Raw genomic sequence first — 26,501 nt, forward strand, 5'->3', positions numbered from 1 at the left:
TAGATTGCCCAGCCACGCAAATTTTTTTCGCTGTTTTCTAGACGATTGGTCTACAGGAGATTGCCATGCCGCAACGAGAAGCCGTCAATCGCCGCATCGTTCTCGCCAGCCGCCCCAGCGGCACGCCTTCGCTCGACAACTTCCGCATCGAAGAAACCGCCGTGCCCACGCCGCAGGACGGCCAGGTGCTGCTGCGTACGCTGTACCTGTCGCTCGACCCTTACATGCGCAATCTGATGGACGAGGTCGGCCCCGGCTACGCGCCGCCCGTGGAGGTGGGCGCGCCCATGGTGGGCGGTACGGTCAGCCGCGTGGTGGCATCGCGGCACGCGCGGTTTCGCGAGGGCGATGTGGTGCTCGGCGCGGCTGGCTGGCAGGACTATGCCGTTGCCGCCGGCGACGAGTTGACCGCGCTGGGCGATATGCCCGAGCCGTCGCTGGCGCTGGGCGGGCTCGGCATGCCGGCGTTTGCCGCGTACGTTGGGCTGCTCGACATTGGCGAGCCCAAGCCCGGCGAAACCGTGGTGGTGGCCGCGGCCACGGGCGCGGTCGGTGCGGTGGTCGGACAGATTGCCAAGCTCAAGGGCGCGCGCGTGGTCGGCATTGCCGGCGGCGCGGATAAATGCCGCTACGCCGTCGACACGCTCGGCTTTGACGCTTGCCTGGACCGCCGCCAGCCCGACCTCGCGAAGCGCCTGGCCGAGGCCTGCCCAGACGGCATCGACGTGTACTTCGAAAACGTGGGCGGCGAGGTGTTCGACGCGGTGTTGCCGCTGCTGAACATCGGCGCACGCGTGCCGGTGTGCGGTTTCATTTCGCACTACAACGACGAGGCCGCCGCCGGGCCCGACCGCCTGCCCAAGGTCACCGCGACCGTGCTGCAGAAACGCGTGCGCATGCAGGGCTTCATCATCCTCGACCACTACGCCAGCCGCTACGACGCGTTCCAGCGCGACATGACTGCGTGGGTGGCGGCCGGCAAGGTCAAGGTGCGCGAAGACCGGGTCGACGGTCTGGAAAATGCCCCGGCCGCGTTCCTCGGCCTGCTCGAAGGACGCAACTTCGGCAAGCTCGTGGTGCGCGTGGGCGAGGCCTGATCGCCGGGGCGTTGTCCGTTGGTTATTGGGCTGCGGCGTCGCGGCGCTGTAGCGTCGGCGGCAGCCACGAGCCGTCGAGCGCGGCCTCCTTCGGCCACGTAAGCTGCATGCGCAGCACGAACGGGCCGGTGGGCGGCGGCAGCCAGTTGTTGCGCATGCCCTTGGGCGGCGCACGCTGGATCAGGATGTCGAGCGAGCCGTCGCGGTTCAGGCGCGGGTGGTCGGCTTCGCTCAGCATGTTGCGCAGGCCCGTGCGTTCGGGCGCGCGTCGCGGCTGGCCGGGCGGGGACAGGGCGGCGATGGCCCAACCGGCATTCTCGGGCGGGAGCTGGTTGCGCTCGAAATGCAGGACGTAGCGGTGCGTGCTGTCCAGCGCCATGCCGTTGGTGTCGGTCGTGGCGGTGGCGATGAGCATGTCCTGCGGCAGGTCGGTACCGCCGCCGTTCCACGCGACGATGGCGCGCTGCGCGTAGTCCAGCCCATAGGCGCCGATCATGCGCGGGATGAACCAGCCGTTCTGCGTGACGGACGGCTGCTTGACGGCCAGCGCCAGTGTCTCGCGCGCGGCCGCTACTCCGCCGTCCATCACCTTCAGATTGGCGGCGCTGACGGCCTTGGCGTCAAACGGTGCACCCGGCACGATGCCCAACTCACGCAGCGATTGCAGCATCGTCGAATCGGCCGCGTGCGGCGGATTGTCCTTGAGCAGCTCGGCAAAGCGCGTGAAGTAGCTGTTCGCGTCCAGCGCGGTGACGCGGCGGCGCGCGGCATCCAGGCTGACGTCGAAGTCGGTGGCCTTGTCGGTGCTGACCTTGGCTTCGGCTTCAGCCTCGCGCAGGGCGGCCTTGCCGAAGGCGTCCAGCGGGGTGATGCGGAAGCGATCCTGCACGCGGCGCGCGGCCGTCATGTCACGTGGGCCGGCCACCTGCGTGCGGGCAACCACCCAGACGAGACTGGTCGGCGCGGCGATCTGCTTGACGCCGGCCGGCAGCGTACCCTCCCAGCCCGGCGGCGTGATGGCGTAATGCGCGGCACGGGCGCCCGTCGTGCGGTTGCCGAGTGACTCGAACACATCGTTCCACCCGTCGTGCAGTGCGACCCAGATGTGGCGGCGCCCCGTGTCGGGCAGGCTCAGGACGACCGGGCCGTTACGCAGATCGACGAAGGCGCTGCTGGCGAGCACGTCCACGCGCGCCCGCACGCCGGTGGGCAGGGCTTCGTCTTCCAGGGTGCGCTGGTGCATGAACGTGCCGGCCGGTGCCAGCGCGGATGTCGTCTGCACCAACGCGTCGGTCATCATCAACGGAAACGCGTAGACATAGGCGGAGCGCACGAGCGCCTCGTTCGGCTTTGGCAGACGTTGTTCGATCGGGGCCGTGGTCGCGGCGTTCTGGGTGGAGCAGCCAGTCAGGCCCAGGGTAAGCGCCGAGGCCGCCACGCTCAGCGCCACAGCCGCCAGCTTGGTAAGCGGGCGCGCGGGCGCAGGGCAGTGCGTCATCTTGTTCTCCTTTGTCGTCGGTGCGCGCAACAGGAAAGCAGACGCCTGTCGGACATCCCCCCAAGGATGCTTGCGCATACGGTTGCGTGGTGGCCGATCCCGTGGCTCCATGCATGTCGTGTGTTGAATCTTTGGAATGTAGAAGCGCCGCCCGCGCAAGTCAATTCAAGTGCAGCCGGGCATGCACGCATGGCTTGGCGCGGGCGGCTTCTAGAGGCGCAGGTGCAGCGCGAGGCGCAACTTTGCCGCGTCGTATTCGGCTTTCATGCGCGCCACGATTTCGGCGGCGGGCGGCAGATCGGCGATCTGTCCGACACCCTGGCCCGCGCCCCAGATGTCTTTCCAGGCTTTGGCGCGCGAGCTGCCGTCGCCAAAGTTCATCTTTGATTTGTCCGCCTCGGGCAGGGCCGCCGGGTCCAGGCCGGCCAGTTCGATGCTTTCGCGGATGTAGTTGCCGTGCACGCCGGTAAAGAGGTTGGTGTAGATGATGTCCGATGCGGCTGCGCGGAGGATGGCCTGCTTGTAGCTCTCGGCGGCGTGGGCTTCCTGGCTGGCGATGAAGCGCGTGCCGATGTAGGCAAGGTCCGCGCCCATGGCCTGCGCGGCCAGGATGGCATCGCCTGTGGCGATCGCACCCGACAGCGCGATGGGCCCGTCGAAGATGCGCCGCACCTCGCCCACCAGCGCAAACGGCGAGAGCGTTCCGGCATGCCCGCCCGCGCCGGCAGCGACCAGAATCAGGCCGTCGACGCCAGCTTCCAAGGCCTTTTCCGCATGGCGCAGGTTGATCACGTCGTGCAGCACGATGCCGCCGTAGCTGTGCACGGCATCCAGGATTTCCTTGACGGGCGCGCGCAGCGAGGTGATGAAGATCGGCACCTTGTGCTTGACGCACGTGGCCACGTCCTGCTCCAGCCGCGCGTTTGAGTGGTGCACGATCTGGTTGACGGCAATCGGCCCCACCACGTCCTGCGGATGCGCGGCGCGGTACGCCGCCAGTTCCTCGTTCATCTGCGTGAGCCAATCGTCCAGCACCTCCGCCGGGCGCGCATTGAGCGCCGGAAACGCCCCGACGATGCCGGCCTTGCATTGCGCCAGCACCAGTTCCGGATAGCTGACGATGAACATCGGTGAACCGATGACGGGCAGCGTCAGGTGCTGCAGCACGGGCGGCAGGTGCTTGGCGGCGGGCATGGCGTCTCCTGGTTTGGCAAACCGGCACAACAGGGCAGAGCATGTCGTTCGATTATAGGAACGATCCGGCACCCCGCCGTGCGCGGTCACCCCCCGGGGCTCAGACGTGCGCGTGCTGCGCTAGCAGTTCGATGAAGGCGCGGTTGAAGGCGGGCAGGTCATCGGGTTTGCGGCTGCTGACCCAGTTGCGGTCGGTCACCACCTCACGGTCGACCCACATGCCGCCGGCATTGCGGATGTCGTCCTGCAGCGTCGGCCAGCTCGTCAGCGTGCGGCCTCGCACCAGTCCGGCAGATACCATCAGCCACGGCCCGTGGCAGATCACGGCGATCGGCTTTTGCGCGCGCTCGAACGCTTTCACGAAGGCCTGCGCGGCCGGCACGACGCGCAGTGCATCGGCGTTGAACACCCCGCCCGGCAGCACCAGGCCGTCGAAGTCGTCTGCCTTGGCCTGGTCCAGCGTCACGTCCACCTTGAACGTATCGCCCTTGTCGGCGTGGTGCAGGCCGGTCACGCTGGGGCCTTTCGGCGCAATGATGCTGACGGTGGCACCGGCGCCTTCCAACGCCTGCTTGGGGCTGGCCAGTTCGGCCTGCTCGAACAGATCGTCGACGAGGATGGCGATGCGCATGTCATGCAATGGGGTCATGGCGAACTCCTTGTCAGGGGAAATCAAAAGAAGAAAACGGCAGTGGACCATTTCGCAACGCGCGTGCCCGCTCTGCGCTAGCATGCGGAGCATTCGCCACGCATCACTTCAACCACGACCGATCACCGGAGACCCGCATGACCACGCCGCTTTCCATCGATGCCGCCACCGCTGCCGCAGATGCCGCGCTGTTTCCCGGCTTTCGTCCGTTCCGCCAGATGGCCAACGGGGTGGAAATCGCCGGGGTGATCGGCGGGAGCGGGCCGCCGCTGCTGTTGCTGCATGGCCATCCGCAAAGCCATGTGATCTGGCATAAGGTGGCGCGCGAGCTGGCGCACGATTACACGGTCGTCGCGACCGATCTGCGCGGCTATGGCGCCTCGTCCAAGCCGGCCGGCAGCGCGCGGCATGCGGAATACAGCAAGCGCACCATGGCGCAGGACCAGATGGAGTTGATGCGCGCGCTCGGCTTCGGCCGCTTCCGGCTGTGCGCGCATGACCGCGGGGCGCGGGTGGCGCATCGCCTGTGTGTCGATCATCCCCTCCACGTCGAGCGCGCCATGCTGCTCGACATCGCCCCCACGCTGGCGATGTACGAACACACCGACATGGCGTTTGCGTCTGCCTACTGGCATTGGTTCTTCCTGATCCAGCCGTCGCCGTTTCCAGAGACGCTGATCAACGCCACGCCCGATTTCTACATCAGCAAACTGATGGGCCTGCGCCACGCGGGGCTGGAACCGTTCGCCCCCGAAGCGATGGCCACCTACGCCGCTGCCATGCGCGAACCTGCGTGCGTGCACGCCATGTGCGAGGACTACCGTGCCGCCGCCACCATCGACCTCGAACATGATCGCGCCGACCGCGACGCAGGCAAGCGCGTGAGCGTGCCGCTGCGTGTGTTGTGGGGCGAGCACGGCGTGATCCAGCGCTGCTTCAAGCCGTTGGAGTTGTGGAAAGCCGTGGCAGACGACGTGAGCGGCGGCACGGTGCCATGCGGGCATTACGTGCCGGAGGAGGCGCCGGAGGCGTTGCTCAAGGAGATGCGGGCGTACTTTGCCTGAGGCAGCAGCCTAGGCGTCGGCCCATTCGCGCAGCAGGTTGTGATACGTCGCGGTCAGGGCAATGACGGACGGATCGTCCTGTCCCAACAACCCCATCAGCCGCTGCAGTTCCGTGTCCATCTGGAACAGCAGCGTGCGATGGGCATCGCTGCGTACCATGCTCTGCAGCCAGAAGAACGAGCACACGCGCGCACCGCGCGTCACCGGTGTCACGCGGTGCAGGCTGCTGCTGGGGTAGAGCACCATGTCGCCCGCGCCGAGCCTGACGCGGTGCTCGCCGAAGGTGTCGTCGATAACGAGTTCGCCGCCGTCGTAGTCTTCGGGCTCGGTCAGGAACAGCGTGCAGGAGAGGTCGCTGCGGATGCGGAAATCCGTGCCGCGCAGATGGCGCACGGCGTTGTCGACGTGGTTGCCGAAGGTCTGGCCGCCCGCATAGCGGTTGAACAGCGGCGGAAACACCTTGAGCGGCAACGCGGCAGAAAAGAACAGCGTGTTGGCGGACAGCGCATCCTGAATCAAGGTGCCAACCTCGCGCGCGGCCGGAGAGCCTTCGGGCAGTTGCATGTTGTGCTTCACGTGGCCCGACTGCGCGCCGGCCGTGACCTTGCCGTCTACCCACTCGGCAGCGTCGATCGTGGCGCGGCACTGCGCGACCTGTTTCTTCGTGAGGACGGCGGGAATCTTCAGCAACATGGCGATGGGGTGTTCAGCACGCAGGCCAGCGCACGTAGACGCGCATCGGGATGGCCGGCGAGAAAGTCGTGCGCCTTCGCGAGGAAAGCGGGCGTGGCGGTGCGCGGCACGGCTTGCATCCAGGCGAGGGCATCGTCTGCGCGGTTGGCGAGTGCGAGCAGGCGCGCTGCGTTGAACTGACCGCGGAAGTCTCCGCCCTCTGCGGCACGCACATAGCAGCGCAGGGCCATCGCCGCGTCGGCCTCGACTTCCCAGCCGTCTTCATAGAAGCCACCCAGCACATTGACCGACTTGGCGTGTCCTTGTGCGGCCGCTGCCTGGAAGAGTGCGAACGCGCGAGCGCGGTCCGCCGCGATGCCGCGCCCGAGTTGCAGTTGCGTCGCGTAGTTGTACTGACCCCAATCGAGGCCGGCATCGGCAGCGCGGGCGTACCAGTGCGTGGCGGTCTTGTCGCAGGCCGGCGCGCCCCAGCCGTGCTCATAGCAGCGGCCCAGCATGTTGGCGGCCATCGCGTGGCTCGACAGCGCGGCTGTCTTGAACCAGAACAGCGCTTCGCCGGGGTTGCGTTCGACACCCCGGCCATCGAGCAGCCATTGGCCGAAGATGGCCTGCGCTTCCGTGTGCCCGCGCTGGGCGGCTGACGCCAGCCAGCGCGCGGCGCGATCGGCGGGGCCGGTCAGCACGGCGTGGACGGCAACGATCACCGCCGGATCGGCTGTGGGGCCGACAGCGGCTGCGGCGGTTGCAGCGTCAGCCGGCATCAGTAGCGGATGCCTAGCGTCAGGATGGCCGTGCGGCCCGGCGCCAGCGATGCGTAGTGCGACGCATACGCCTGGTTGAAGTACACCTTGTCGAACAGGTTCTGCACGTTCAACTGCAGGGTGGCGTGCTTGTCGATGCGGTACGCGGCCATGGCGTCAAAGCGCCAGTAAGCCGGCACCCACTTCGGGTTGGCGGGGTTGGCACTGCCCCACACCTTCGAGACGTAATACGCGCCGCCGCCCAGCGCGAATTTCGGCGTCGGTTGATACGTCGTCCAGAGGCTGAAGCTGTTCTTCGGCGTGTTGGGGAAGGCCGTACCGTTGGTGCCGCCAAAGGCTGCGCCCGCGCCGCCGTTGTTGCGCAGTTCGCTCTTCAGATACGTGTAACCGCCGAACACCTGCCAGCGGTTGGTCAGCGCGCCCGACCAGCCCAGCTCGAAGCCATCGACGCGCTTGTTGCCGGCCATGGCGGCGGTGCCGTCCTGCTGCACGATGCGCGCATTCGTCGTTTCGATGCGGAAGATTGCGGCCGTCAGCGCCAGCTTGCTGTCGAGCACGTTCCACTTGGTGCCGAGTTCGTAGGCGCGGTTCTTTTCCGGAGCGAGCACGTCCCCGCGATTGCCCGAGCGGTCCGGCGTGAGCGCGCTGGTATCGGCGCCCTGGCCCGCCACCGAGCCCGACGGTGTCGACGATGTGCCGTACGCGAGATAAATGCTGCCGTTCTGCGCAGGCTTGAACACCAGGCCGAGCTGGTAGTTCAGCAGGTTGTCATCGCGCGAGAAGCTGGAACGCACGCCCTGCGCATTCGCCGACGTGGTGGCCGATGCCGAATAGCGATCAAAGCGCAGCCCGCCGTTGACTTGCCACCGCGGCGACAGCTCGATCGTGTCGAACACGTAGGCCGACTGCGTGCGGACGGTCGTTTCTGCCGGATTGTTGGCGCGTGCGATGCTGCCCGCCCACGGGTCGTCGGGGTTCGGATGGAACAGGTCCGTGCAGTTGTAGCCGCTGGCGACGCCCGTGCCTTGCGCGCACTTTGGGCCGGTATCGACCTTATAGGTGTCGTTGCGGCTTTTCTCGCGCGAGAACTCCAGCCCGACGGCATAGCTGTGCTTGATGCCGCCGCTTGTGAATTTGCCGGTCAGCTCGGTCTGATTGGCGGCGGTGTTCACATCCGAAAAACGCGAGTTGGTGCGCCGCCAGACCATGCCGTAATAAATGTTGCCGTCGAACTGGCCGTCCGGGCGTGTCCAGAGATAGTCCTGGCGTGATTTGGATACACGTGTGATGTTGCGCAGCTTTGCCGAGCCGGAAATGTCGTGTTCCAGCGCGAGCGAACCCATGTCCATCTGGTCGCGCCGGAAATCGCGCGATAGACCGTAGTAGACGTTCCGGTTTACGCCCACTGGCGAGCCGTCACCGGGGCCGGACAGGCGCGGGCCCGGCGGCGGCTTCTTCGGGTTGTCGGGGTTGTTGTACGGAATGCCGGTGTCCGGCGTGTCGTTCGATTGCAGGTGGTAGTACGACAGCGTGGCCCGCGTGGGCGTGCCCAGCCCAAAGGCGATGGACGGCGCGATGCCCCAGCGGCTGAAGCTCGTCACGTCGCGGCCGGCAACGGCGGCGTCGTGCGCCATCGCGTTCAGGCGGAACGCCGCGTGCTCGCCGATCTGGTAGTTGCCGTCGGCCGTGGCACGTTTGTACGCCGCGTTGCCGACCGACAGCGTGCCCTCGGTGAAGTGCTCCAGCTTGGGCGTCTTCGAGACGATGTTGACCGCCCCGCCTGCCGCGCCTCGGCCTTCATACGCGCCCGACGGCCCCTTGATGACTTCCACCGATTCCACGTTGAACATCTCGCGCGATTGCGCGCCGATGTCGCGCAGCCCGTCGAGGAAGGTGCTGGCCTGCGCGTCGTAGCCGCGGATGAACGGGCGATCGCCGACGGGGTTGCCGCCTTCGCCGGCGCCAAACGCGATGCCCGGCACCGTGCGCAGCGCCTCGGTCAGCGTGACGGAACCGGTGCCTTGCAACACCTCTGCCGGGATCACCGTGACGGACTTGGGCGTATCGAGCAGCGGCGCGGTGAATTTGCCGCCCGAGGCCGCGTCGGTCTTGAAGCCGTTGGTGCCGGTCACGGTCTGCTCGGGCAGGGTGGCGGATACGGCGTCTTTCTTCGTGTCGGCCATCGCGGGCGCTGAAGCCACCGCAAAGCTCATCGCGCCGGTCAGATAACCGACGACGGAATGTTCCGTGCGCTTGCGTTCCGTCTGTGCTGCGTACATGGCGTGTTGCCTCTCCCCAAAGTTCTCGTTACACAGGTTTTGTAAATGAGAATTGTTATTGTTTGAATGTGAACGAGTCAACGCGCCGAAAGGCGAATTGCCTGATGGCTGCGGTGGGATCGTCATATAAATCATGGGGTTACGACGCTCCTCCGCTGCTGTAGAAAATTGTTGAGCGCTACGACACGCGAACGCTTCCATTTTTTCAATCAAATGATTTAGTATTGCCGGGCAGGTTGTCCAACCGATTTCCCTTTCAAGGCGAGCATCGCGTGAGCACGGACCCGGAACTCCTCATCGAGCGGCGCGGCCAAGCGCTGTGGCTGACCATTCAGCGCGAAGACCGCCGCAACGCGATCAACGCCGCCGTGCTCGAAGCGCTGACTGCCGCGCTGGCCGACGCCGGCCGTGACGCCGCCGTGCGCGCCGTGGTGCTGACCGGCGCCGGCACGCGCGCCTTTTGTGCGGGGGCCGATCTGCAAAGCGGCCAGTCCTTCCGCTTCGACTATTCCCAGCCGCACCAGGCGCTGGCCGATCTGTTTCGCGCGGCGCGTCGCTGCACCGTGCCGCTCGTCGCCCGCGTGAACGGCGCGTGCATGGCGGGCGGCATGGGCTTGCTGGCGATGTGCGATCTGGCGGTGGCCAGCCGCCGCGCCACGTTCGGGTTGCCGGAGGTGAAGGTCGGCCTGTTTCCAGCGCAGGTGCTGGCCGTGCTGCAGCACCAGTTGCCACGTCGCGTGCTCAATGAACTCTGCCTGACGGGCGAACCGATGAACGCAGACCGCGCGCTCGCCGCCGGCCTCGTCAACGAAGTCGCCGAGCCTGAAGCGCTGGATGCGGCAGTCGACGCATTGCTCGCGCGGCTGGTCGACAAATCGCCGTCGGCCATCCGGCGCGGCCTGTACACGCTCAAGCACGTCGAGCATCTCAGCTTCGAGCAGGCCATGGCCTTTACCGAAAGCCAGATCGGCCTGTTTGCACTGACTGAAGACGCGCAGGAAGGCCAGGCCGCCTTTCGCGAAAAGCGCGCGCCCAACTGGACGGGCCGCTGACATGCGCAAGGACACCATTTCCATCGGCGGGGCCAGCGGTTTCTGGGGCGACAGCGTGACCGGGCCACTGCAGCTGGTGGCCTCTGGCCGCATCGACTTCCTCGTCTTCGATTACCTGGCCGAGCTGACCATGTCGTTGCTGGCCAGCGCCCGCATGAAAAACCCCGAGTTGGGTTACGCCACCGACTTTGTGAGCGTGGCGATGCGCGCGGTGCTCAAGGATGCGCTGGCGCAGAACATCCGCATCATCGCCAACGCGGGCGGCGTGAATCCGCGCGGATGCGCGGCGGCGCTGCAAGCGTTGGCCGCTGAGCTGGGCGTCAGCGTGCGCATTGCCGTTGTGGAAGGCGACGACGTCACGCCGCTGCTGCCCGCGCTGCGCGACGAGGGCGTGCGCGAGCTGCAAAGCGGCCGCCCCTTGCCCGACAAGGTGGTCAGTGCCAACGCGTATCTCGGCGCATTGCCGATCAAGGCAGCGCTGGATGCCGGCGCGCAGGTTGTCATCACGGGGCGATGCGTCGACAGCGCCGTCACGCTCGGCGCGTTGATGCACCACTTCGGCTGGGCGATCGACGACTACGATCGACTCGCTGCCGGCAGCCTCGCCGGGCACATCCTTGAATGCGGCTGCCAAGGCGCGGGCGGCCTGCACACCGATTGGGAAGCCGTGCCCGATTGGGCGCACAGCGGCTACCCGATCGCCGAATGCCGGGCCGACGGCAGCTTCATCGTCACCAAGCCCGACGGCACGGGCGGGCTGGTGACGCCTGCGACCGTGGGCGAACAGCTGCTCTACGAAATCGGCGACCCCGCGCGCTATGTCCTGCCTGACGTCGTCTGCGATTTCACGCAGGTGACGATGGTGCAGGCCGGCGAGCATCGCGTCGAAGTGCGCGGCGCACGCGGCCTTCCGCCGACGCCCGATTACAAGGTGAGCGCAACGTATGCCGACGGCTATCGCGCGACGGGTCAGCTCACCGTTGTCGGCATCGATGCCGATCGCAAGGCACGCCGCACAGCCGAGGCGATTCTGGAGCGCACGCGCGGCCTGTTCCGCCAGCTCGGCCTGCCGGACTACAGCGCAACGCATATCGAGACGCTGGGTTCGGCATATCTGTTCGGGCCGCATCAGCCGACCGCGCACCGTTTTGAATCGGTGATGTGGCTGGCGGTGACGCATCCGAACAAGCAGGCGTTGGAACTGTTCGCGCGCGAGATCGCCCCGGCCGGCACGTCGTGGGCGCTCGGCACGACCGGCGCCGGCGGGCGGCCGAGCGTGGTGCCGGCCATCAAGCAATACGCCTTCCTGATCGACAAGGCGCGCGTGCAGCCGCGCGTGACGTTGCTGGGTGAGGAAGGCTTCGACATTGCCGTGCCGACGGGCGGCGCTGCGCTGGAAGCATCCGCTGTTGCGCCGGCATCGGCTGCATTGCCGCCCGGCCCGACGCGGGACGTGCCGCTCATCGAACTCGCCTACGCGCGCAGCGGCGACAAGGGCGACACCTCCAATATCGGCGTCATCGCGCGTCGGCCTGAAGACCTGCCATTGCTGCGCGCGCAGCTGACCGCTGAGGCCGTCGCGGCGTACCTCGCGCACGTCGTGAAGGGGCGTGTGACGCGCTACGACCTGCCCGGCATCCACGCCCTCAATTTTGTGTGCGAGCAAGCGCTGGGCGGTGGCGGCATGGCGTCGCTGCGCAACGACCCGCTCGGCAAGGGCATGGCGCAGGTGCTGCTGACGATGCCTGTGCGCGTGCCGGCCGGCCCCATTTGAACGACGAGGCGATCATGTTCCCAGGCCTGCGGCCGTCTGCGCGCTTCAGCGTCGATCACGACGCCGATCACGATACGTTTCGCGAAACCGTGCGCCGCTTTGTCGACAAGGCCGTGCTGCCGCACATCGATGCGTGGGAAGAGGCCGAAACGTTTCCGCGTGCGCTGTATCGAGAAGCGGCGGATCTTGGCTTGCTCGGCATCGGTTTCCCCGAGGAATACGGCGGCACGCCGGGCGACCTGTTCCTTGAACTGGCGATGATCGAAGAGCTGACGCGCGCGGCCAGCGGTGGCCTGCTCGCTTCGCTGTTCAGCCATACGATCGGCGCGCCGCCCATCGTTGCAGGTGGATCGGCCGAGCTGAAGGCGCGCGTGTTGCCGGCGATTCTGTCGGGCGAGAAGATCAGCGCGCTCGCCATCACCGAACCCTCGGGCGGCTCGGACGTCGCCAACCTCACCACGCGCGCGGTGCGTGACGGCGATCACTACATCGTCAACGGCAGCAAGATCTTCATCACCTCCGGCATGCGCGCCGATTACATCACCGTGGCCGTGCGTACCGGCGGGGCGGGCGCGGGGGGCATCTCCCTGCTGCTGGTGGAGGGCGATACGCCGGGCCTGACGCGCACGCCGCTCAAGAAGATGGGCTGGTGGTGCTCCGACACCGCGCAACTGCATTTCGATGATTGCCGCGTGCCGGTCGGCAACCTGCTCGGCGCAGAAAACCGCGGCTTCGAGCTGGTCATGCGCAACTTCAACCACGAACGCCTGGCGCTGGCGATGCAGGCCTACGGCCTGGCGCGCACGTGCCTGACCGAAGCCGTGGAATGGGCCACCCAGCGCGAAACCTTCGGCAAGCGCCTCGTGCAGCATCAGGTGGCGCGTCAGAAGCTGGTGGCGATGGCCACGCGCATCGAAGCCACGCGCGCCTTGCTTGAAGACCTGATGCGGCGCATGCAGGCCGGCGATGCACCGGTCGCGCAGCTGTGCATGCTGAAGAACTTCGCCACGCAGAGCCTGCAGTTCTGCGCCGACACGGCCGTGCAACTGCTCGGCGGCATGGGCTTCATGCGCGGCACGAAGTCGGAGCGCATCTATCGTGAAGTGAAGGTCTACATGATCGGCGGCGGCGCGGAGGAAGTCCTCAGCGACCTTGCCGCGCGCCAGCTCGGCTGGGCCTAAGGGCCTAAGGGGCCAGCGCGCGCATTCAGCATTCAGGGAGAGAACCATGTATCGCTCAGTCTTTCGACCGGGGCTGTTCCAGGGGCAGGTGACCGTGGTGACGGGCGGCGGCAGCGGCATCGGCCGGTGCACGGCGCATGAGCTGGCATCGCTGGGCGCGGCCGTCGCGTTGGTGGGGCGCAATGCAGAGAAGCTCGCGGCGGTGCGCACGGAGATCGTCGAAGCCGGCGGCACCGCGCACGCCTACGTCTGCAACATCCGCGACGAGGCCGCCGTGCAAGCGACCGTCGCGCACATCTACGGCGAACACGGCCGCATCGACGCGCTGGTCAACAACGCGGGCGGGCAGTTTCCGGCGCCGCTCAAGGACATTTCGGCCAAGGGCTGGGAAGCCGTCGTGCAGACAAACCTGACGGGCGGCTTCCTGATGGCGCGCGAATGCCTCAACCAGGCGATGCAGCAGCGCGGCGGCGCCATCGTCAATATCGTGGCGGACATGTGGGGCGGCATGCCGAACATGGGTCACTCCGGCGCCGCGCGGGCAGGCATGGTGAACTTGACGGAGACGGCCGCATTCGAGTGGGCGCAGTACGGCGTGCGTGTGAACGCGGTGGCGCCCGGCTACGTGGCGTCGTCGGGCATGGATGCGTATCCGTCGTGGATGGCCGAGACCATCCGCAGCATGCCGTCGACGGTGCCGCTCGGGCGCTTTGCCACCGAGGCGGAAGTGTCGTCGGCCATCGTGTATCTGCTCTCGGAGGCGGCGGCATTCATCACCGGCACGACGCTGCGCGTGGACGGCGGCCGGCCGAACGTGCGGCCAGGCTCACCGATGCCGGCACCGCGGCATGGCGCCGAGCCGTTCAACGGTTTTCACTTGGCGGCGACGCCCAAGGTGCTGCAAGACGAGGAGGACCGCAATGCCGGCGCTTGAATCGCGCATCGTGCCGCAGAGCGACGCGTATCGGCAGAACCATGCTGCGCTCGCGGAGCGCGTCGGCCAGTTGCGCACGCTGGAGAACCGCACGCGCGACAAGTCCGAAGCCTCGCGCGCGCGCTTCGAACAACGCGGGCAACTGTTGCCGCGCGACCGGCTGGGCCGCCTGCTCGACGCCGGTGCGCCGTTTCTGGAGCTGTCGACGCTGGCGGGCTTCTGCCTTGATCACGCCGACCCGGCGCGCTCGATTCCTGGCGGCGGCTTCATTGCGGGCATCGGCTGGGTGAGTGGCGTGCGCGCGATGATCATCGTTGACGACGCGGGCATCGACGCAGGCGCGGTGCAGCCGATGGGCATCGAGAAGTTCCAGCGCGCGCAAGCCATTGCGCTGGAGCAGAAGCTGCCGTTCATCCACCTCGTCGAATCGGCCGGCGCCAACCTCCTGACGTATCGCGTGGAGACCTTCATCCACGGCGGCAGCGGTTTCTACTGGCTCGCGCGGCTGTCGGCGGCGGGCATTCCGGTGATCAGCGTGGTGCATGGGTCGAGCACGGCGGGCGGCGCCTACATGCCGGGCCTGTCGGACTACGTGGTGATGGTGCGCGACCGGGCGCGCGCGTTCCTCGCCGGGCCGCCGTTGCTGAAAGCGGCCACGGGCGAGATCGCCACCGAAGAGGAACTGGGCGGCGCGGAAATGCACGCCACGACTTCGGGCCTGGCCGAATACCTGGCCGAAGACGATGCGGATGCGCTGCGCATTGCGCGCGAACTTGTTGCCGCGCTCGACTGGAACCGCGATGTGCCGGCACCGGACAGGCCATACGCGCCGCCGCACTTCGATGCGGAAGAACTGCTTGGCATCGCACTGACCGATCATCGCAAACCGCTCGACATGCGCGAGGTCATTGCACGCATTGCCGACGGGTCGGACTTCCTGGAGTTCAAGCCCGACTACGGCCCGGGCACCGTCACCGGGCACGCGGCCATCTGCGGCATGCGCGTCGGCGTCATCACGAACAACGGGCCGCTGGACCCGGCGGGCGCCACCAAGGTGGCGCACTTCATCCAGGCGTGCTGCCAGTCCGACACGCCGCTGCTGTACCTGCAAAACACCACCGGCTTCATCGTCGGCAAGGCGTCGGAGCAGGCCGGCATGATCAAGCACGGCTCGAAGATGATCCAGGCCATGGCCAACGCCACCGTGCCGCGCATCACCGTGCATTGCGGTGCGTCGTTCGGGGCGGGCAACTACGGCATGTCGGGGCGCGGCTTCTTTCCGGATTTCTGCTTCAGCTGGCCCAACGCCAAGACGGCCGTGATGGGCGCAGAGCAGGCCGCCGGCACGATGGCGACGGTGATGGCTGCGAGCATGCAACGCAAGACCCAGACCGTCGACCACGACGCCATCGAAGCGATGCGTGCCAAGGTGATCGACACGTTCGAGCGGCAGTCCGACGCATTCACCATTTCGGGCCGGCTGCTGGACGACGGCGTGATCGACCCGCGCGATACGCGCAAGGTGCTCGCCTGCGTGCTGTCCGTCTGCGACGAGGCGCGCAGGCGGACGCTGCATCCGATCCAGTTTGGCGTTGCGCGCCCGTAGCGCCATCCCGAAATCCATACACGAAACAGCCCAGCACACCAGGACAACGGAGCGAGACACCATGCACTTCACCCACGAACACCAGGAACTGCAGCGCAACCTGAAACGCTTCATCGACAGCGACATCAACCCATACGTGGATGAATGGGAAGCGGCCGAGATGTTTCCTGCCAAGCAGCTCTTCAAGAAGATGGGCGAGCTGGGCTTTCTCGGCATTGCCAAGCCGACCGAATTCGGCGGCCTGGGGCTCGACTATTCGTATGCGATGGCGATGGCCGAGACGCTCGGGCACATCCACTGCGGCGGCGTGCCGATGGCGATTGGCGTGCAGACCGACATGGCAACGCCCGCCCTGGCACGCTTCGGTTCGGACGAACTGCGCGCACAGTTTCTGGCCCCCGCCATCAGCGGCGATGCGGTGGCCTGCGTGGGCGTATCGGAGCCGAGCGCCGGCTCCGACGTGGCGAGCATCAAGACCACCGCGCGCAAGGACGGCGACGACTACATCATCAATGGCAGCAAGATGTGGATCACCAACAGCCTGCAGGCCGACTGGATGTGCCTGCTGGCCAACACGTCCGATGACCCGGCCCACCGAAACAAGTCGCTCATCATCGTGCCGATGAACACGAAGGGCGTGTCGGTCGGCAAGAAGATCCGCAAGATCGGCATGAATTCGTCGGACACGGGCCTCATCTACTTTGACGACGTGCGTGTACCGCAGCGCTACCGCATCGGCGAGGAAGGCAAGGGCTTCACGTACCAGATGCTGCAGTTCCAGGAAGAGCGCCTGTGGGCCGCGGCCAGCAGCCTGGCGACGATGACGATGTGCATCGAGACCACCGCCGAGTACGCACGCGAGCGCAAGCTCTTCGGCGCCAGCCTGCTCGACAACCAGTGGGTGCACTTCAAGCTGGCCGAGCTGAAGACGGAGGTGGAAGCGCTGCGCGCGCTCACGTATCGCGCATGCGACCTGTACATCAACGGGCAGGACGTCACGGAGCTGGCATCGATGGCCAAGCTCAAGGCCGGGCGCCTCGCGCGCATCGTGCCCGATGCCTGCCTGCAGTTCTGGGGCGGCATGGGCTTCACGTGGGACAACCCGGTCTCGCGCTATTACCGCGACGGGCGCCTGGGCTCGATTGGCGGCGGCGCGGACGAGGTGATGCTCGGCATCATCTGCAAATACATGAACACGCTGCCGGGCAAGAAGGGCTAACGCGATGGCCGCCCCGCATGCCGCCTTCCGCTCGGTCCTCATCGCCAACCGGGGCGAGATCGCCTTGCGCATCATGCGCACGGCGCGTCGCCTTGGCATGCGCACCGTTGCCGTGTATTCCGACGCTGACCGCGATGCGCCGCATTGCCGCGCCGCCGATCTCGCGTTGCCGATTGGCGCATCGCAGCCGCAGGCTTCGTACCTGAACATTGCGGCGTTGCTGGAGGCGGCGCGCAAGTCGGGCGCGCAGGCGGTCTATCCAGGCTATGGCTTCCTGGCGGAGAGCGATGCCTTTGCCGGCGCATGCGCGGATGCCGGCCTCGTCTTCATCGGCCCACCCGCAGATGCGATCCGCGCAATGGGCAACAAGGCCGGCGCCAAGCGCCTCATGGAAGCCGCCGGCGTGCCCTGCGTGCCGGGCTATCAAGGCGAAGATCAATCCGTCGAGCGCATGGCGCAGGAAGCCGCACGGATCGGCTACCCGGTGATGATCAAGGCGGCCGCTGGCGGCGGTGGGCGCGGCATGCGGCGCGTGGACCACGCGGAGGAGTTTGAGGCGGCGCTGCAGTCTGCGCGCTCCGAAGCGGAGAACGCGTTTGCCTCGGGCGAGTTGATCCTCGAAAAAGCCATCGTCGAGCCGCGCCATATCGAGATTCAGGTGTTTGCCGATACGCATGGCAATGTGGTCCACCTCGGGGAGCGCGATTGCTCGGTGCAGCGCCGGCATCAGAAGGTGATTGAAGAATCGCCGTCACCGGCCGTTTCGCCCGAGTTGCGCGCGCGCATGGGTGCAGTGTCGGTGGCGGCGGCACGCGCCATCAGCTATGTGGGCGCGGGCACGCTGGAATTCCTGCTCGCCCCGGACGGCGCGTTCTACTTCATGGAGATGAACACGCGCCTGCAAGTCGAGCATGCGGTGACCGAAGCGATCGTCGGCGTCGATCTGGTCGAGTGGCAGTTGCGCGTAGCGCTGGGCGAGCCGTTGCCGCTTGCGCAAGACGCCATCGATGCACGCCGTGGGCAAGGTGGGCACGCCATCGAAGTACGGCTGTGCGCAGAAGACCCGCAGCAGAATTTCCTGCCGCAGAGCGGCACCGTCGCCCGCTGGCGTGCGCCCGAAGAGGTGCGCACGGACCATGCGTTGGCCGACGGGCTCGTCGTCTCGCCTTACTACGACTCGATGCTCGCCAAGATCGTCGCGCACGGCACCGACCGCGCCGATGCCTGCCGGCGTCTTGCGCGCGCCTTGGACGATTGCCTGCTGCTTGGCTTGCCGACCAACCGGGCGTTTCTGCGCGACTGCGTGGCGCATCCGGCGTTTCTTGCCGGCGACGTGTCGACGGCGTTCATCGACCGCCATTTCCCCGAGGCGACGCGGCAGGCGGCCGTACCCGATGCAGCGGCCTGCCAGGCGGCTGCCGTGCTGCTCACCCACTTGCGTGAAGACACCGCACGCCGCTATCCCGCAGAACTGCATGGGTGGGCCAGCAGCCGCACCTATCCCACGCTGTGCCGCTTCACGCTCGACGGTGAGGCCATCGACATGCGCGTACGTGCGCTCGGTGCGCAGCAATGGGAACTGGCCTGGGACGGCGGTGCCACGCAGGTGGCGCTTGTGTCAGAGGCCGACGGTCGCATCACGCTCGCGCTGGGCGACACGTTCCACGCGGTGGATTACGCCGTCACGGGTGGCGCTTGCCACTTCGTGCTGGATGGCATCGAACACACCGCCGTCGACACCACCTACGCCAAGGCGGAGCGTAGCGGCGCGCAAACCGGCAGCGGCCGCATCAGCGCACCGATGAACGGCCGCGTGGTTGCGGTGCACGTGGCCGAAGGCGAGGCCGTCAGCGCGGGTCAGGTGCTGCTGGTGGTGGAGGCGATGAAGATGGAGCACAGCATTGCCGCGCCGCTCGCAGGCGAGGTGAGGGGCCTGTTCACCCAGGTCGGGGCACAGGTTGCGCCCGGTGGGTTGCTGATGGAGATTGCTGCGGCCTGACGGCTCCATCGTTTCGTCATGCAATTCGTGCAGTTCGTGCGGTCAATGCGGTCCATACAGTCCACAGGAGACGTCCCATGTCCGAAGCCACGCCAGACACCACGCTTGAAGCCAACCTGCTGAGCCGGGTGGCGCTGGGCGACACGTTGCATCGCAGTGCACGCAAGTTCGGCGCGAAGGTCGCGCTGGTGGACGGCCCGCGCCGCATGACGCATGGCGAACTCAATGCAGACAGCAATCGCTATGCGCATGCGCTGCTTGCAAGTGGCCTCAAGCCCGGCGACAAGGTCGCGATGGTGTGTGGCAACTCGGCGCAGTTCCTGGTGGCCGCGTACGGCATTCTCAAGGCGGGGCTGGTGTGGGTGCCGATCAACGCGATGCTCGGGCCGGAGGATGTGCGCTACATCCTCGAACATGCCGAGGCGCGGCACGTGGTGATCGACGCGGCGCTGTACCCGGCGCTGCGCGACACGCTGGCGGCGCTCGGGCTCCCAGCGCACCAATGCTTCGGTGAACCGGTGGTTGCCGACGGGCCGCAAACGGTGGAGCAAGCGTGGCAAGGCCACGCCGATACGCTGCCCGCCGTGGTGATCGACGACCGCGATCTCGCGCTCATCGTGTACACCAGCGGCACGACCGGGCGGCCAAAGGGTGCCATGCACTCACACCGCTCGGTGCATGCCGCGCTGATGTCCAACGTCGCCAGCCTGAATCTGAACGAGACCGACGTGTTCTCGTGCCTGCTGCCGATGTTCCACTGCGCGCAGTTTGCGACGGCCGCGTCCGCGATGATGGTGGGCGCCACGCTTGTCGTCCAGCGCGGCTTTGATCCGACTGCGCTGCTCGATGCGATTGCGAACGAGCGCATCACGCAACTGTTCGGCCTGCCGCTCATGTACGACGCGTTGCTGCACCATCCGCTGCGTGTACAGCGGGACCTTTCCAGCCTGCGCCTGTGCCTCTATGCGATGGCGCCGATGGCCAAGCCGCTGCTCGAACGCCTGATTGCCGAGGTGTGCCCCAACTTTGCCCTCGGCTCCGGGCAGACCGAGATTTTCCCGATGACGATGTACTTCGCGCCCGACCAGCAACTGCAGCGCACCGGCAACTATTGGGGCCAGCCGTGCATGGTGAACGAAGCAGCGGTGATGGACGATCAAGGCAATCTGCTCGGTCCGAACCAACTGGGCGAGATCGTGCACCGCGGCCCCAACGTCATGCTCGGTTATTACAAGGACCCGCAGGCGACGGCCAATGCGCGCCGCTTCGGCTGGCACCACACGGGCGACCTCGGCATGTGGGATGCCGACGGCCAGCTTCAGTTCAAGGACCGCATCAAGGACATGATCAAGACCGGCGGCGAGAACGTCCCTTCGGTCAAGGTGGAAGAAGTGTTGCTACGGCACCCGGCCGTGGCGAATGCCGCAGTGGTCGGCTTGCCGCACGCGCACTGGGTGGAAGCGGTGGCGGCGTTTGTCTGCCTCAAGCCCGATGCACAGGCCGATGCCGCCGCGCTGCAGGCGCATTGTCGGGCGCATCTCGGTGGCTTTGAGGTACCAAAACACATTGCCGTGGTCGAAAAGCTGCCCATGACTGCGACCGGCAAGATCCAGAAGCACGTGCTGCGCACTGCCAACCAGACGCTGTTCGAGGGCGATGCGCGTTAAGGAGCGCTAAGCCGCCGGCTGGGGCGGCGTACGCAGGATGAACAGCACCGCCTGATCGGCCAGCGCATCGATGCTGATGCCCGCGCCGGCCTGATACCACTGCGCCGTCCAGTTCAGCGCACCGAACATCAGCAGCCGATCGACGGGCGTCGGCTGGGCCCATTCGCCCGAGGCCCGCAGTCGATCGATCACGCGCGTCCAGATGTCTTCGTACCGATCCTTGAGCGCGATGATGCGTTCCTGTGCCTGCGCATCGAGCGAGCGCCATTCGTACAGCATCACCGGAATGAAATCCTGGTTCGGCGCGAGCAGCGTGTAGAGGTGTGCGCGCACAAGTTGGCGCATGGCCTCGCGCGGCGGCAGGTGGTCGATATCGATGGCTTCGATGTCGGCCAGCGCGACGGTCAGGCCGTGTTCGATCACCGCCTGCAGGATGTCCTGCTTGGTCTTGAAGTAATAGAACCAGCTGCCTGCATGCACGCCCGTGGCGGCGGCAATGTCGCGCACCGTGGTGTTGCCGTAGCCCTTCTCGCGGAACAGCCTGGCCGATTGCTCGATCAGCGCGCGGCGCAAGCCCTCGTTGGCATCCTGTGCGGGGCGGCCGCGCTTGCGGCGCGGTGCTTCGGCTTCAGAGGCGGTGTCGGCGGCAGATTCGGGCGGGTTGGGTGTGGCGGGTTTCGGCATGCCCTGGGCAGGAGAAGAGGCGTCGATGCATTGTAGCGGGGCATCACCACCGCGCGGCACGTCAATCGCGGTTCAGGATGCGGCCGTGTTCGACGGTGGCGGCGCCTGCCTTGACCAGCGCCGCAATCGCGGCATCCAGCAGCGTCTCCATCGATTGGCTCGCGAAGAAGCGCGCTTGCAAGCGCGGCATCAGCGTGGTCTGTGTGAACCACGCGAACAGCGCGTCGCGCGACAGCGCCTGCTGTTCAAGCAGCTTGAACTTCACCAGCACACGAATGGCGTGCAGCGCGTTGCGCTCGGGGTCGGCGCGCAGATAGCCCAGCCGCCCGAGCGAAGCGTCAATCGCGGCATTGACGTTGGTGAACGGCCGGCCGTGTCCGGGGATCACCACGCGCGCGTCGAGTTGCGCGATGCGCTCAAGAATGGCCTGCTGCTCGGCAAAACCGCTTTCGCCTTCCAGCTCGGGAAAGATCACGCCGAAGCCGCGTTCCCACAGGGCGTCGGCCGAGATCAGCACGCGCGTGTCGGGACTGAACAGAATGACCGCGTGCGGGTCATGCCCGGGTGCGCTGATGACCGGCCAGTCGAAGCCGCCCAGTCGCGCGGTCATGCCGTCGGCCAGGGCTGCGTCGGCATCGTTTTCGGGCAGCGTGAAGCGTGCACATTCCTGGCCCGTGGGGCCGTAGCTGAGGGCGTCGGTATCCCAGCGGCGCACGTCGTCGATCTGCGCGGCGGGCACGCGCGTGTGGCTGCCGTAGATGGCCTGCAGCGCTGCGTTGCCGCCGCAGTGGTCGGAATGCAGATGCGTGTTCAGCAGACGGCGCAGCGGCTTGCCTTGCAGCGCGTGCTGCACCAGCGCCACCGTTTGCGTGGCGTGCGTGAGATAGCCGGTGTCGACCAGCGCGCAACCACCGTGCGCTTCGTCATCGAAGAACAGGATGTTGTTGGACGACAGCCAGCCGCGCTCGAACACGCGCATCGAATCCGGAAGGGTGACGATGTCGTGTTCGGCCATGGTGATGGGCAGTCAGGCGCAGGGCGCGTCGTTGAGCCAGGCGCAGGCGCGCTCGGGCAAGGTTTTCCACACGGCCAGACGAGCCGCGTCGTTCATGGTCGACCACGCGGCAATCTCGTCGATCGTGCGCATGCAGCCGATGCACAGGCCGCGCGCGTCGTCCATCTTGCAGACGCTGATGCACGGCGACGACACCGGCTGCGCATGCTCCGCCTGCTGGTGGCTGTTGCGCAACTTGCCGAGCGAGAGCTTCAGTTGCGCGCGGGTGCAGGCGTCCATGCTCGTGCGATCAGTCGCGCTGGGCGATGTCGGCCACGGGCGCGCCGGTCATCGCTTCCAGCTCGGCGGATGTAAGGTTGAACACGGCATGCGGGTGGCCGGCCGCGGCCCACACGCTGTCGTATTGGAACAGGTCTTGGTCGAGCAGCATCACGGGCTTGACCGCATGGCCGACCGGGCACACGCCGCCGATGGCGTAACCGGTCTTCTCGCGCACGAACTTCGCATCGGCCTTGGCGAGCGCGCCCACGTGTGCGGAAACCTTTGCCTCGTCGACACGATTGGTGCCGCTGGCGATCACCAGCACCGGCACGTCGTCTTCTGCGCGACGGAAGATGATCGACTTGGCGATCTCGGCCACGGAGCAGCCCAGACCGGCAGCCGCCTCGGCGGAGGTCTTGCCGGTGGCCGGCAGCATCACGATGGCTTTTTCGTAGCCGAGCGTGCGGAGGTGGTCGGCCACGCGTTGGGCGGATTCCGGCAGGGGGGCGTTCGTATCGATAGCTGTCATCGTCGTGTTTCTGGATGGTTTCAGATGCAGGCCTGGGCGATCTGGTCCTGCAGCTTGAGCAGCAGCGCGCGGCCCGCACGCGAGGCAGTCGGGCGGCCGATGGCCTGCGAGATGAAGTCACCCGCAAGCACGACCTTGTCGAGGTCGATGCCGGTGCGGATGCCCAGGCCGTGCAGCAGGTACAGCACATCTTCGGTGGCGACGTTGCCGGTCGCGCCCTTTGCATACGGGCAGCCGCCCAGCCCCGCCACCGACGCGTGGAAGATCGCGATGCCGACTTCCAGGCTGGCAAGGATGTTGGCCAGCGCCTGGCCGTACGTGTCGTGGAAATGGCCCGAGAGGCGGTCGATCGGGAACGTCGCCGCGGCGGCTTCCATCACGGTTTTCACCTGCCCGGCCGTGCCCACGCCGATGGTGTCGGCAATGTCGATCTCGTCGCAGCCCAGATCGGCCATGCGCTTGATGACATCCACCACCGACGACACCGGCACCTCGCCCTGATATGGGCAGCCCAGCGAGCAGGAGATCGACCCGCGCACGCGAATGCCTGCATCCTTGGCGGCCTTGGCCACCGGCACAAAGCGCTCGATCGATTCCGCAATCGAGCAGTTGATGTTCTTCTGCGCAAAGGCCTCGCTGGCGGCGCTGAAGATCACGATCTCATCCGCGCCCGCTGCGGCCGCGCCTTCGAAGCCCTTCATGTTGGGCGTGAGCACGGAGTACAGCGTGCCCGGCCGGCGCTGGATGCGCGCCATCACGTCGGCGCCATCGGCCATCGCCGGCACCCATTTGGGCGACACGAACGAGGCGGCTTCCACATTGACGAAGCCGGCGTCGGACAGCCGGTTCACCAGCTCGACCTTGGTATCCGTCGAGACCGGCGACTTCTCGTTCTGCAGACCATCGCGCGGGCCGACCTCGACCACCTTCACAAAATTCGGCATGCTCATCTCAGTACCCTCGTTGCAGATCGACGATGCCGGCAATCGGCTCGCCCGCTTCCAGCGCGCGGATCTTGCGCGCGATCTGGGCAATGCTGACCTCGCGCAGTGTCAGCGCCGAAATGTGCGGCGTGATGTGGATGCGCGGTTCGGTCCAGAAAGGGTGGTCGGCAGGCAGCGGCTCGGTGCGGAACACGTCGAGCGCGGCGCCGGCAACATGCCCGCTGCGCACCGCGGCCAGCAGGTCGTCTTCCACCACATGCTTGCCGCGCGCCACGTTGACGACGAACGCGCCCGGCGCGAGTTGAGCCAGCAGTTTCGCGTCGATCACGTTTTCGGTGTCGGCCGTCAGCGGCAGCACGTTCACCAGCACCCGCGTGCCGGCGAGAAAGCCCGGCAGGGCATCGCTGCCCGCGCGGCAATCGACGCCATCGACGTGCTTGGCGGAGCGGCTCCAGCCGCGCACCGGAAAGCCGAAGCCTGCCAGCGTCTTGGCGATGTGCGTGCCCAGCACGCCCAGGCCGAGCACGCCGACGACGAATTCGTCGCGGTTGAACGGCTTGAGGAAGCGCCACATCTTCGCTTGCTGCTGACGCTCGTATTCGTCGAGCCGACGGAAAAAGCGCAGCACGGCGTGCGTGACGTACTCGCCCATCTGCGCGGCCATGCCGGCGTCGTCCAGCCGCACGATCGGCAGGCCCTCGGGAATCGCATCGGGCGATTGCGCACGCAGGCCCAGGATCGCATCGACGCCCGCACCGAGGTTGAATACCGCGCGCAGGTCGCGGCGATCGCGCAGCATGTCGGCGGGCGGTTGCCACACCACGGCGTAGTCAGCATCCTGCGCCGCACCTTGCTCCCACACCGACAGCCGCGCCTCGGGCAGTGCCTGCGCAAAACCATCGAGCCAGGGTTGGGGCTTGCCGTCGGGCGTGTAGATCTGGATGTGCATGTGGGGCGACTTCAGTGCGGGTGATTGACGTATACGTCAAGCAGTGTAGCAGGGGCCGCCAAGGCGTGTGGCGGCCCCCTCTAGCGTTATTCGACGGTCATTCGGGCGTCATTCCGCCGGCTTGAACGCCAGCAGCTGCACACCTTCCGTCACCTGATCGCCCACGCCATACAGCACGGATTCGACGACGCCGTCGGCCGGTGCGGTGAGCGTGTGCTCCATCTTCATGGCTTCCATGACGACCAGCGGCGCGCCCTTGGTGACGGTCTGCCCGGGCGCGGCCAGCACGGCGATGACCTTGCCTGGCATCGGCGCCGTCAGCTTGCCGCCTTCGTCGTCCGCTTCGCCCGCATGGGCGAGCGGATCGTGACGCTCGAGCGTCCAGTGCGCGCCACCGGTGAAGACGTGGAACGCATCGCCATCGGCATGCACCTGGCCGGTCGCCTTGTGCGTGCCGAGGGTGACGGTGAAGGTCTCGGCATGGCGCTGCGAGGTGAAGGGCGCTTCGCTGCCGCCAGCTTTCAGCCGCGAGCCGTCGCGGCCGTAGATGAGGGTCGCGTCGATGGACTGATCGCCATGCGTGAAACGCAGCGTGCGCTCAGCAGCACCGTTCAGCCGCCAGCCGCTGCCGCGTGCCCACGGCGAATGCGGGTCGCGCGTGTCGGTGCGCAGGCTGCGCGCCTCGCGGGCGAGCAACGCTGCCACGGCCAGGGCGATGGCGTCTTGCGGCACGTCCGGTGCGGCGGGGAACAGCGTGTCGTGATTGCGCGCGATCAGGCCGGTATCCAGATCGGCGGTCGCAAACGGCTTCGATGCAACAAGCCGGCGCAGGAATGCCACGTTGGACGACAGCCCCACCAGGTGGAAGCCGCCCAGCGCCTGCAGCATGCGCGCGAGCGCTTCGTCACGGTCACGGCCCCAGACGATCAGCTTGGCGATCATCGGGTCGTAGTACGGGCTGATGGCGTCGCCCTCGCGCACGCCAGCGTCGATGCGCACAGCGGCGGGTTCGCCATTGGCTTGCGCGCCGACGGTGAACTCCACCGCTGCCGGCGTGCGCAACACCTTCAGCGTGCCGATGGAGGGCAGGAAATCGCGGTCAGGGTTTTCAGCGTAAATGCGTGCTTCCAGCGCGTGGCCGTGGATGTGCAGTTCGTCCTGCCTGCGCGGCAGCGGCTCGCCGGCGGCCACGCGCAATTGCCATTCGACGAGGTCTTCGCCCGTGATCATTTCGGTGACCGGGTGCTCGACCTGCAGGCGCGTGTTCATCTCCATGAAGTAGAACGTGCCGTCTTCGTCGACGATGAATTCGACCGTGCCGGCGCCCACGTAGCCCACGGCGCGCGCGGCAGCCACGGCGGCTTCGCCCATCGCGCGGCGGCGCTCCAGTGTCATGCCTGGCGCCGGGGCTTCTTCCAGCACCTTCTGGTGGCGGCGCTGCACCGAGCAATC

Annotated in this window: 23 protein-coding genes; 10 read left to right on the top strand and 13 right to left on the bottom strand. The window is 66.9% G+C overall.

Annotated elements, in window-relative coordinates; all coding sequences use genetic code 11:
- Positions 1-65: 65 nt before the first annotated feature.
- Positions 66-1,097: an NADP-dependent oxidoreductase gene (locus FUT88_RS18895; RefSeq protein ID WP_147217395.1), complete on the top strand. Its 1,032-nt coding sequence runs from the start codon at positions 66-68 to the stop codon at positions 1,095-1,097.
- Between the two features lie 22 nt (positions 1,098-1,119).
- Here the strand turns inward: FUT88_RS18895 and FUT88_RS18900 are convergent, their stop codons facing one another.
- The 3 genes from FUT88_RS18900 to FUT88_RS18910 form a co-directional block, all read right to left on the bottom strand.
- Positions 1,120-2,595, bottom strand: a complete 1,476-nt coding sequence (locus tag FUT88_RS18900) for a DUF1254 domain-containing protein (RefSeq protein ID WP_147217397.1) — start codon at positions 2,593-2,595, stop codon at positions 1,120-1,122.
- A 210-nt stretch (positions 2,596-2,805) separates the two neighbouring features.
- On the bottom strand, positions 2,806-3,789 hold the full coding sequence (locus tag FUT88_RS18905; RefSeq protein WP_147217398.1) for an NAD(P)H-dependent flavin oxidoreductase: 984 nt from the start codon (positions 3,787-3,789) through the stop codon (positions 2,806-2,808).
- A gap of 100 nt (positions 3,790-3,889) precedes the next feature.
- Complete coding sequence (locus tag FUT88_RS18910) at positions 3,890-4,438, bottom strand: type 1 glutamine amidotransferase domain-containing protein (RefSeq protein WP_147217400.1); 549 nt, start codon at positions 4,436-4,438, stop codon at positions 3,890-3,892.
- A gap of 137 nt (positions 4,439-4,575) precedes the next feature.
- Here FUT88_RS18910 and FUT88_RS18915 point away from each other — a divergent pair, with 137 nt between their 5' ends.
- The gene (locus FUT88_RS18915; protein WP_147217402.1) at positions 4,576-5,502 is read left to right on the top strand and encodes an alpha/beta fold hydrolase; all 927 of its coding nucleotides are present in this window, start codon (positions 4,576-4,578) and stop codon (positions 5,500-5,502) included.
- A gap of 9 nt (positions 5,503-5,511) precedes the next feature.
- Here FUT88_RS18915 and FUT88_RS18920 read toward each other — a convergent pair whose 3' ends face one another.
- Genes FUT88_RS18920 through FUT88_RS18930 form a run of 3 tightly spaced genes read right to left on the bottom strand, consistent with a single transcriptional unit; the run spans position 5,512 to position 9,235 of the window.
- Positions 5,512-6,195, bottom strand: a complete 684-nt coding sequence (locus tag FUT88_RS18920) for a Fe2+-dependent dioxygenase (RefSeq protein ID WP_147217404.1) — start codon at positions 6,193-6,195, stop codon at positions 5,512-5,514.
- Positions 6,186-6,956 carry a tetratricopeptide repeat protein gene (locus FUT88_RS18925; protein ID WP_147217406.1) on the bottom strand — a complete coding sequence of 257 codons (771 nt, stop codon included), beginning with the start codon at positions 6,954-6,956 and terminating at the stop codon, positions 6,186-6,188. The genes FUT88_RS18920 and FUT88_RS18925 overlap by 10 nt, the downstream gene beginning before the upstream one ends.
- A complete protein-coding gene (locus FUT88_RS18930; RefSeq protein WP_147217408.1) occupies positions 6,956-9,235 on the bottom strand; it encodes a TonB-dependent receptor in 2,280 nt (759 codons plus the stop codon). Before FUT88_RS18930 ends, FUT88_RS18925 begins: the two co-directional genes overlap by 1 nt.
- A gap of 272 nt (positions 9,236-9,507) precedes the next feature.
- Between FUT88_RS18930 and FUT88_RS18935 the strand changes: the two genes are divergently transcribed.
- The 8 genes from FUT88_RS18935 to FUT88_RS18970 all read left to right on the top strand — a co-directional run bounded on the left by FUT88_RS18935 (position 9,508) and on the right by FUT88_RS18970 (position 20,667).
- Complete coding sequence (locus tag FUT88_RS18935; RefSeq protein WP_147217411.1) at positions 9,508-10,287, top strand: enoyl-CoA hydratase/isomerase family protein; 780 nt, start codon at positions 9,508-9,510, stop codon at positions 10,285-10,287.
- Position 10,288: 1 nt separating this feature from the next.
- On the top strand, positions 10,289-12,061 hold the full coding sequence (locus tag FUT88_RS18940) for an acyclic terpene utilization AtuA family protein (protein WP_147217413.1): 1,773 nt from the start codon (positions 10,289-10,291) through the stop codon (positions 12,059-12,061).
- 14 nt (positions 12,062-12,075) lie between these two features.
- Positions 12,076-13,242: an acyl-CoA dehydrogenase family protein gene (locus FUT88_RS18945; protein WP_147217415.1), complete on the top strand. Its 1,167-nt coding sequence runs from the start codon at positions 12,076-12,078 to the stop codon at positions 13,240-13,242.
- 46 nt (positions 13,243-13,288) lie between these two features.
- The gene (locus FUT88_RS18950; RefSeq protein ID WP_147217417.1) at positions 13,289-14,176 is read left to right on the top strand and encodes an SDR family oxidoreductase; all 888 of its coding nucleotides are present in this window, start codon (positions 13,289-13,291) and stop codon (positions 14,174-14,176) included.
- On the top strand, positions 14,163-15,782 hold the full coding sequence (locus tag FUT88_RS18955; RefSeq protein WP_147217419.1) for an acyl-CoA carboxylase subunit beta: 1,620 nt from the start codon (positions 14,163-14,165) through the stop codon (positions 15,780-15,782). Before FUT88_RS18950 ends, FUT88_RS18955 begins: the two co-directional genes overlap by 14 nt.
- Before the next feature lie 61 nt (positions 15,783-15,843).
- A complete protein-coding gene (locus FUT88_RS18960; RefSeq protein ID WP_065860218.1) occupies positions 15,844-17,001 on the top strand; it encodes an acyl-CoA dehydrogenase family protein in 1,158 nt (385 codons plus the stop codon).
- Positions 17,002-17,005: 4 nt separating this feature from the next.
- Positions 17,006-19,000, top strand: a complete 1,995-nt coding sequence (locus FUT88_RS18965; protein WP_147217421.1) for an acetyl/propionyl/methylcrotonyl-CoA carboxylase subunit alpha — start codon at positions 17,006-17,008, stop codon at positions 18,998-19,000.
- Between the two features lie 77 nt (positions 19,001-19,077).
- A complete protein-coding gene (locus FUT88_RS18970) occupies positions 19,078-20,667 on the top strand; it encodes an AMP-binding protein (RefSeq protein WP_147217423.1) in 1,590 nt (529 codons plus the stop codon).
- A gap of 6 nt (positions 20,668-20,673) precedes the next feature.
- On the opposite strand, the gene FUT88_RS18975 is transcribed toward FUT88_RS18970, so the two are convergent.
- The 7 genes from FUT88_RS18975 to FUT88_RS19005 all read right to left on the bottom strand — a co-directional run.
- Entirely contained in the window at positions 20,674-21,351 is a 678-nt protein-coding gene (locus tag FUT88_RS18975) for a TetR/AcrR family transcriptional regulator (RefSeq protein ID WP_147217425.1), read from the bottom strand.
- 61 nt (positions 21,352-21,412) lie between these two features.
- Positions 21,413-22,366: an MBL fold metallo-hydrolase gene (locus tag FUT88_RS18980; RefSeq protein WP_147217427.1), complete on the bottom strand. Its 954-nt coding sequence runs from the start codon at positions 22,364-22,366 to the stop codon at positions 21,413-21,415.
- Positions 22,367-22,378: 12 nt separating this feature from the next.
- Positions 22,379-22,645 carry a DUF1289 domain-containing protein gene (locus FUT88_RS18985; RefSeq protein WP_147217429.1) on the bottom strand — a complete coding sequence of 89 codons (267 nt, stop codon included), beginning with the start codon at positions 22,643-22,645 and terminating at the stop codon, positions 22,379-22,381.
- 10 nt (positions 22,646-22,655) lie between these two features.
- Positions 22,656-23,156, bottom strand: a complete 501-nt coding sequence (locus FUT88_RS18990; protein ID WP_147217431.1) for a YbaK/EbsC family protein — start codon at positions 23,154-23,156, stop codon at positions 22,656-22,658.
- A 20-nt stretch (positions 23,157-23,176) separates the two neighbouring features.
- Entirely contained in the window at positions 23,177-24,106 is a 930-nt protein-coding gene (locus FUT88_RS18995; protein ID WP_147217433.1) for a hydroxymethylglutaryl-CoA lyase, read from the bottom strand.
- A 1-nt stretch (position 24,107) separates the two neighbouring features.
- Entirely contained in the window at positions 24,108-25,049 is a 942-nt protein-coding gene (locus FUT88_RS19000) for a 2-hydroxyacid dehydrogenase (RefSeq protein ID WP_147217435.1), read from the bottom strand.
- A gap of 108 nt (positions 25,050-25,157) precedes the next feature.
- A partial coding sequence (locus FUT88_RS19005) for a biotin/lipoyl-containing protein (protein ID WP_147217437.1) occupies positions 25,158-26,501 on the bottom strand: 1,344 nt, incomplete at its 5' end.

This window comes from Ralstonia sp. TCR112, assembly GCF_007997035.1.
Classification (GTDB): Bacteria; Pseudomonadota; Gammaproteobacteria; order Burkholderiales; family Burkholderiaceae; genus Ralstonia; species Ralstonia edaphi.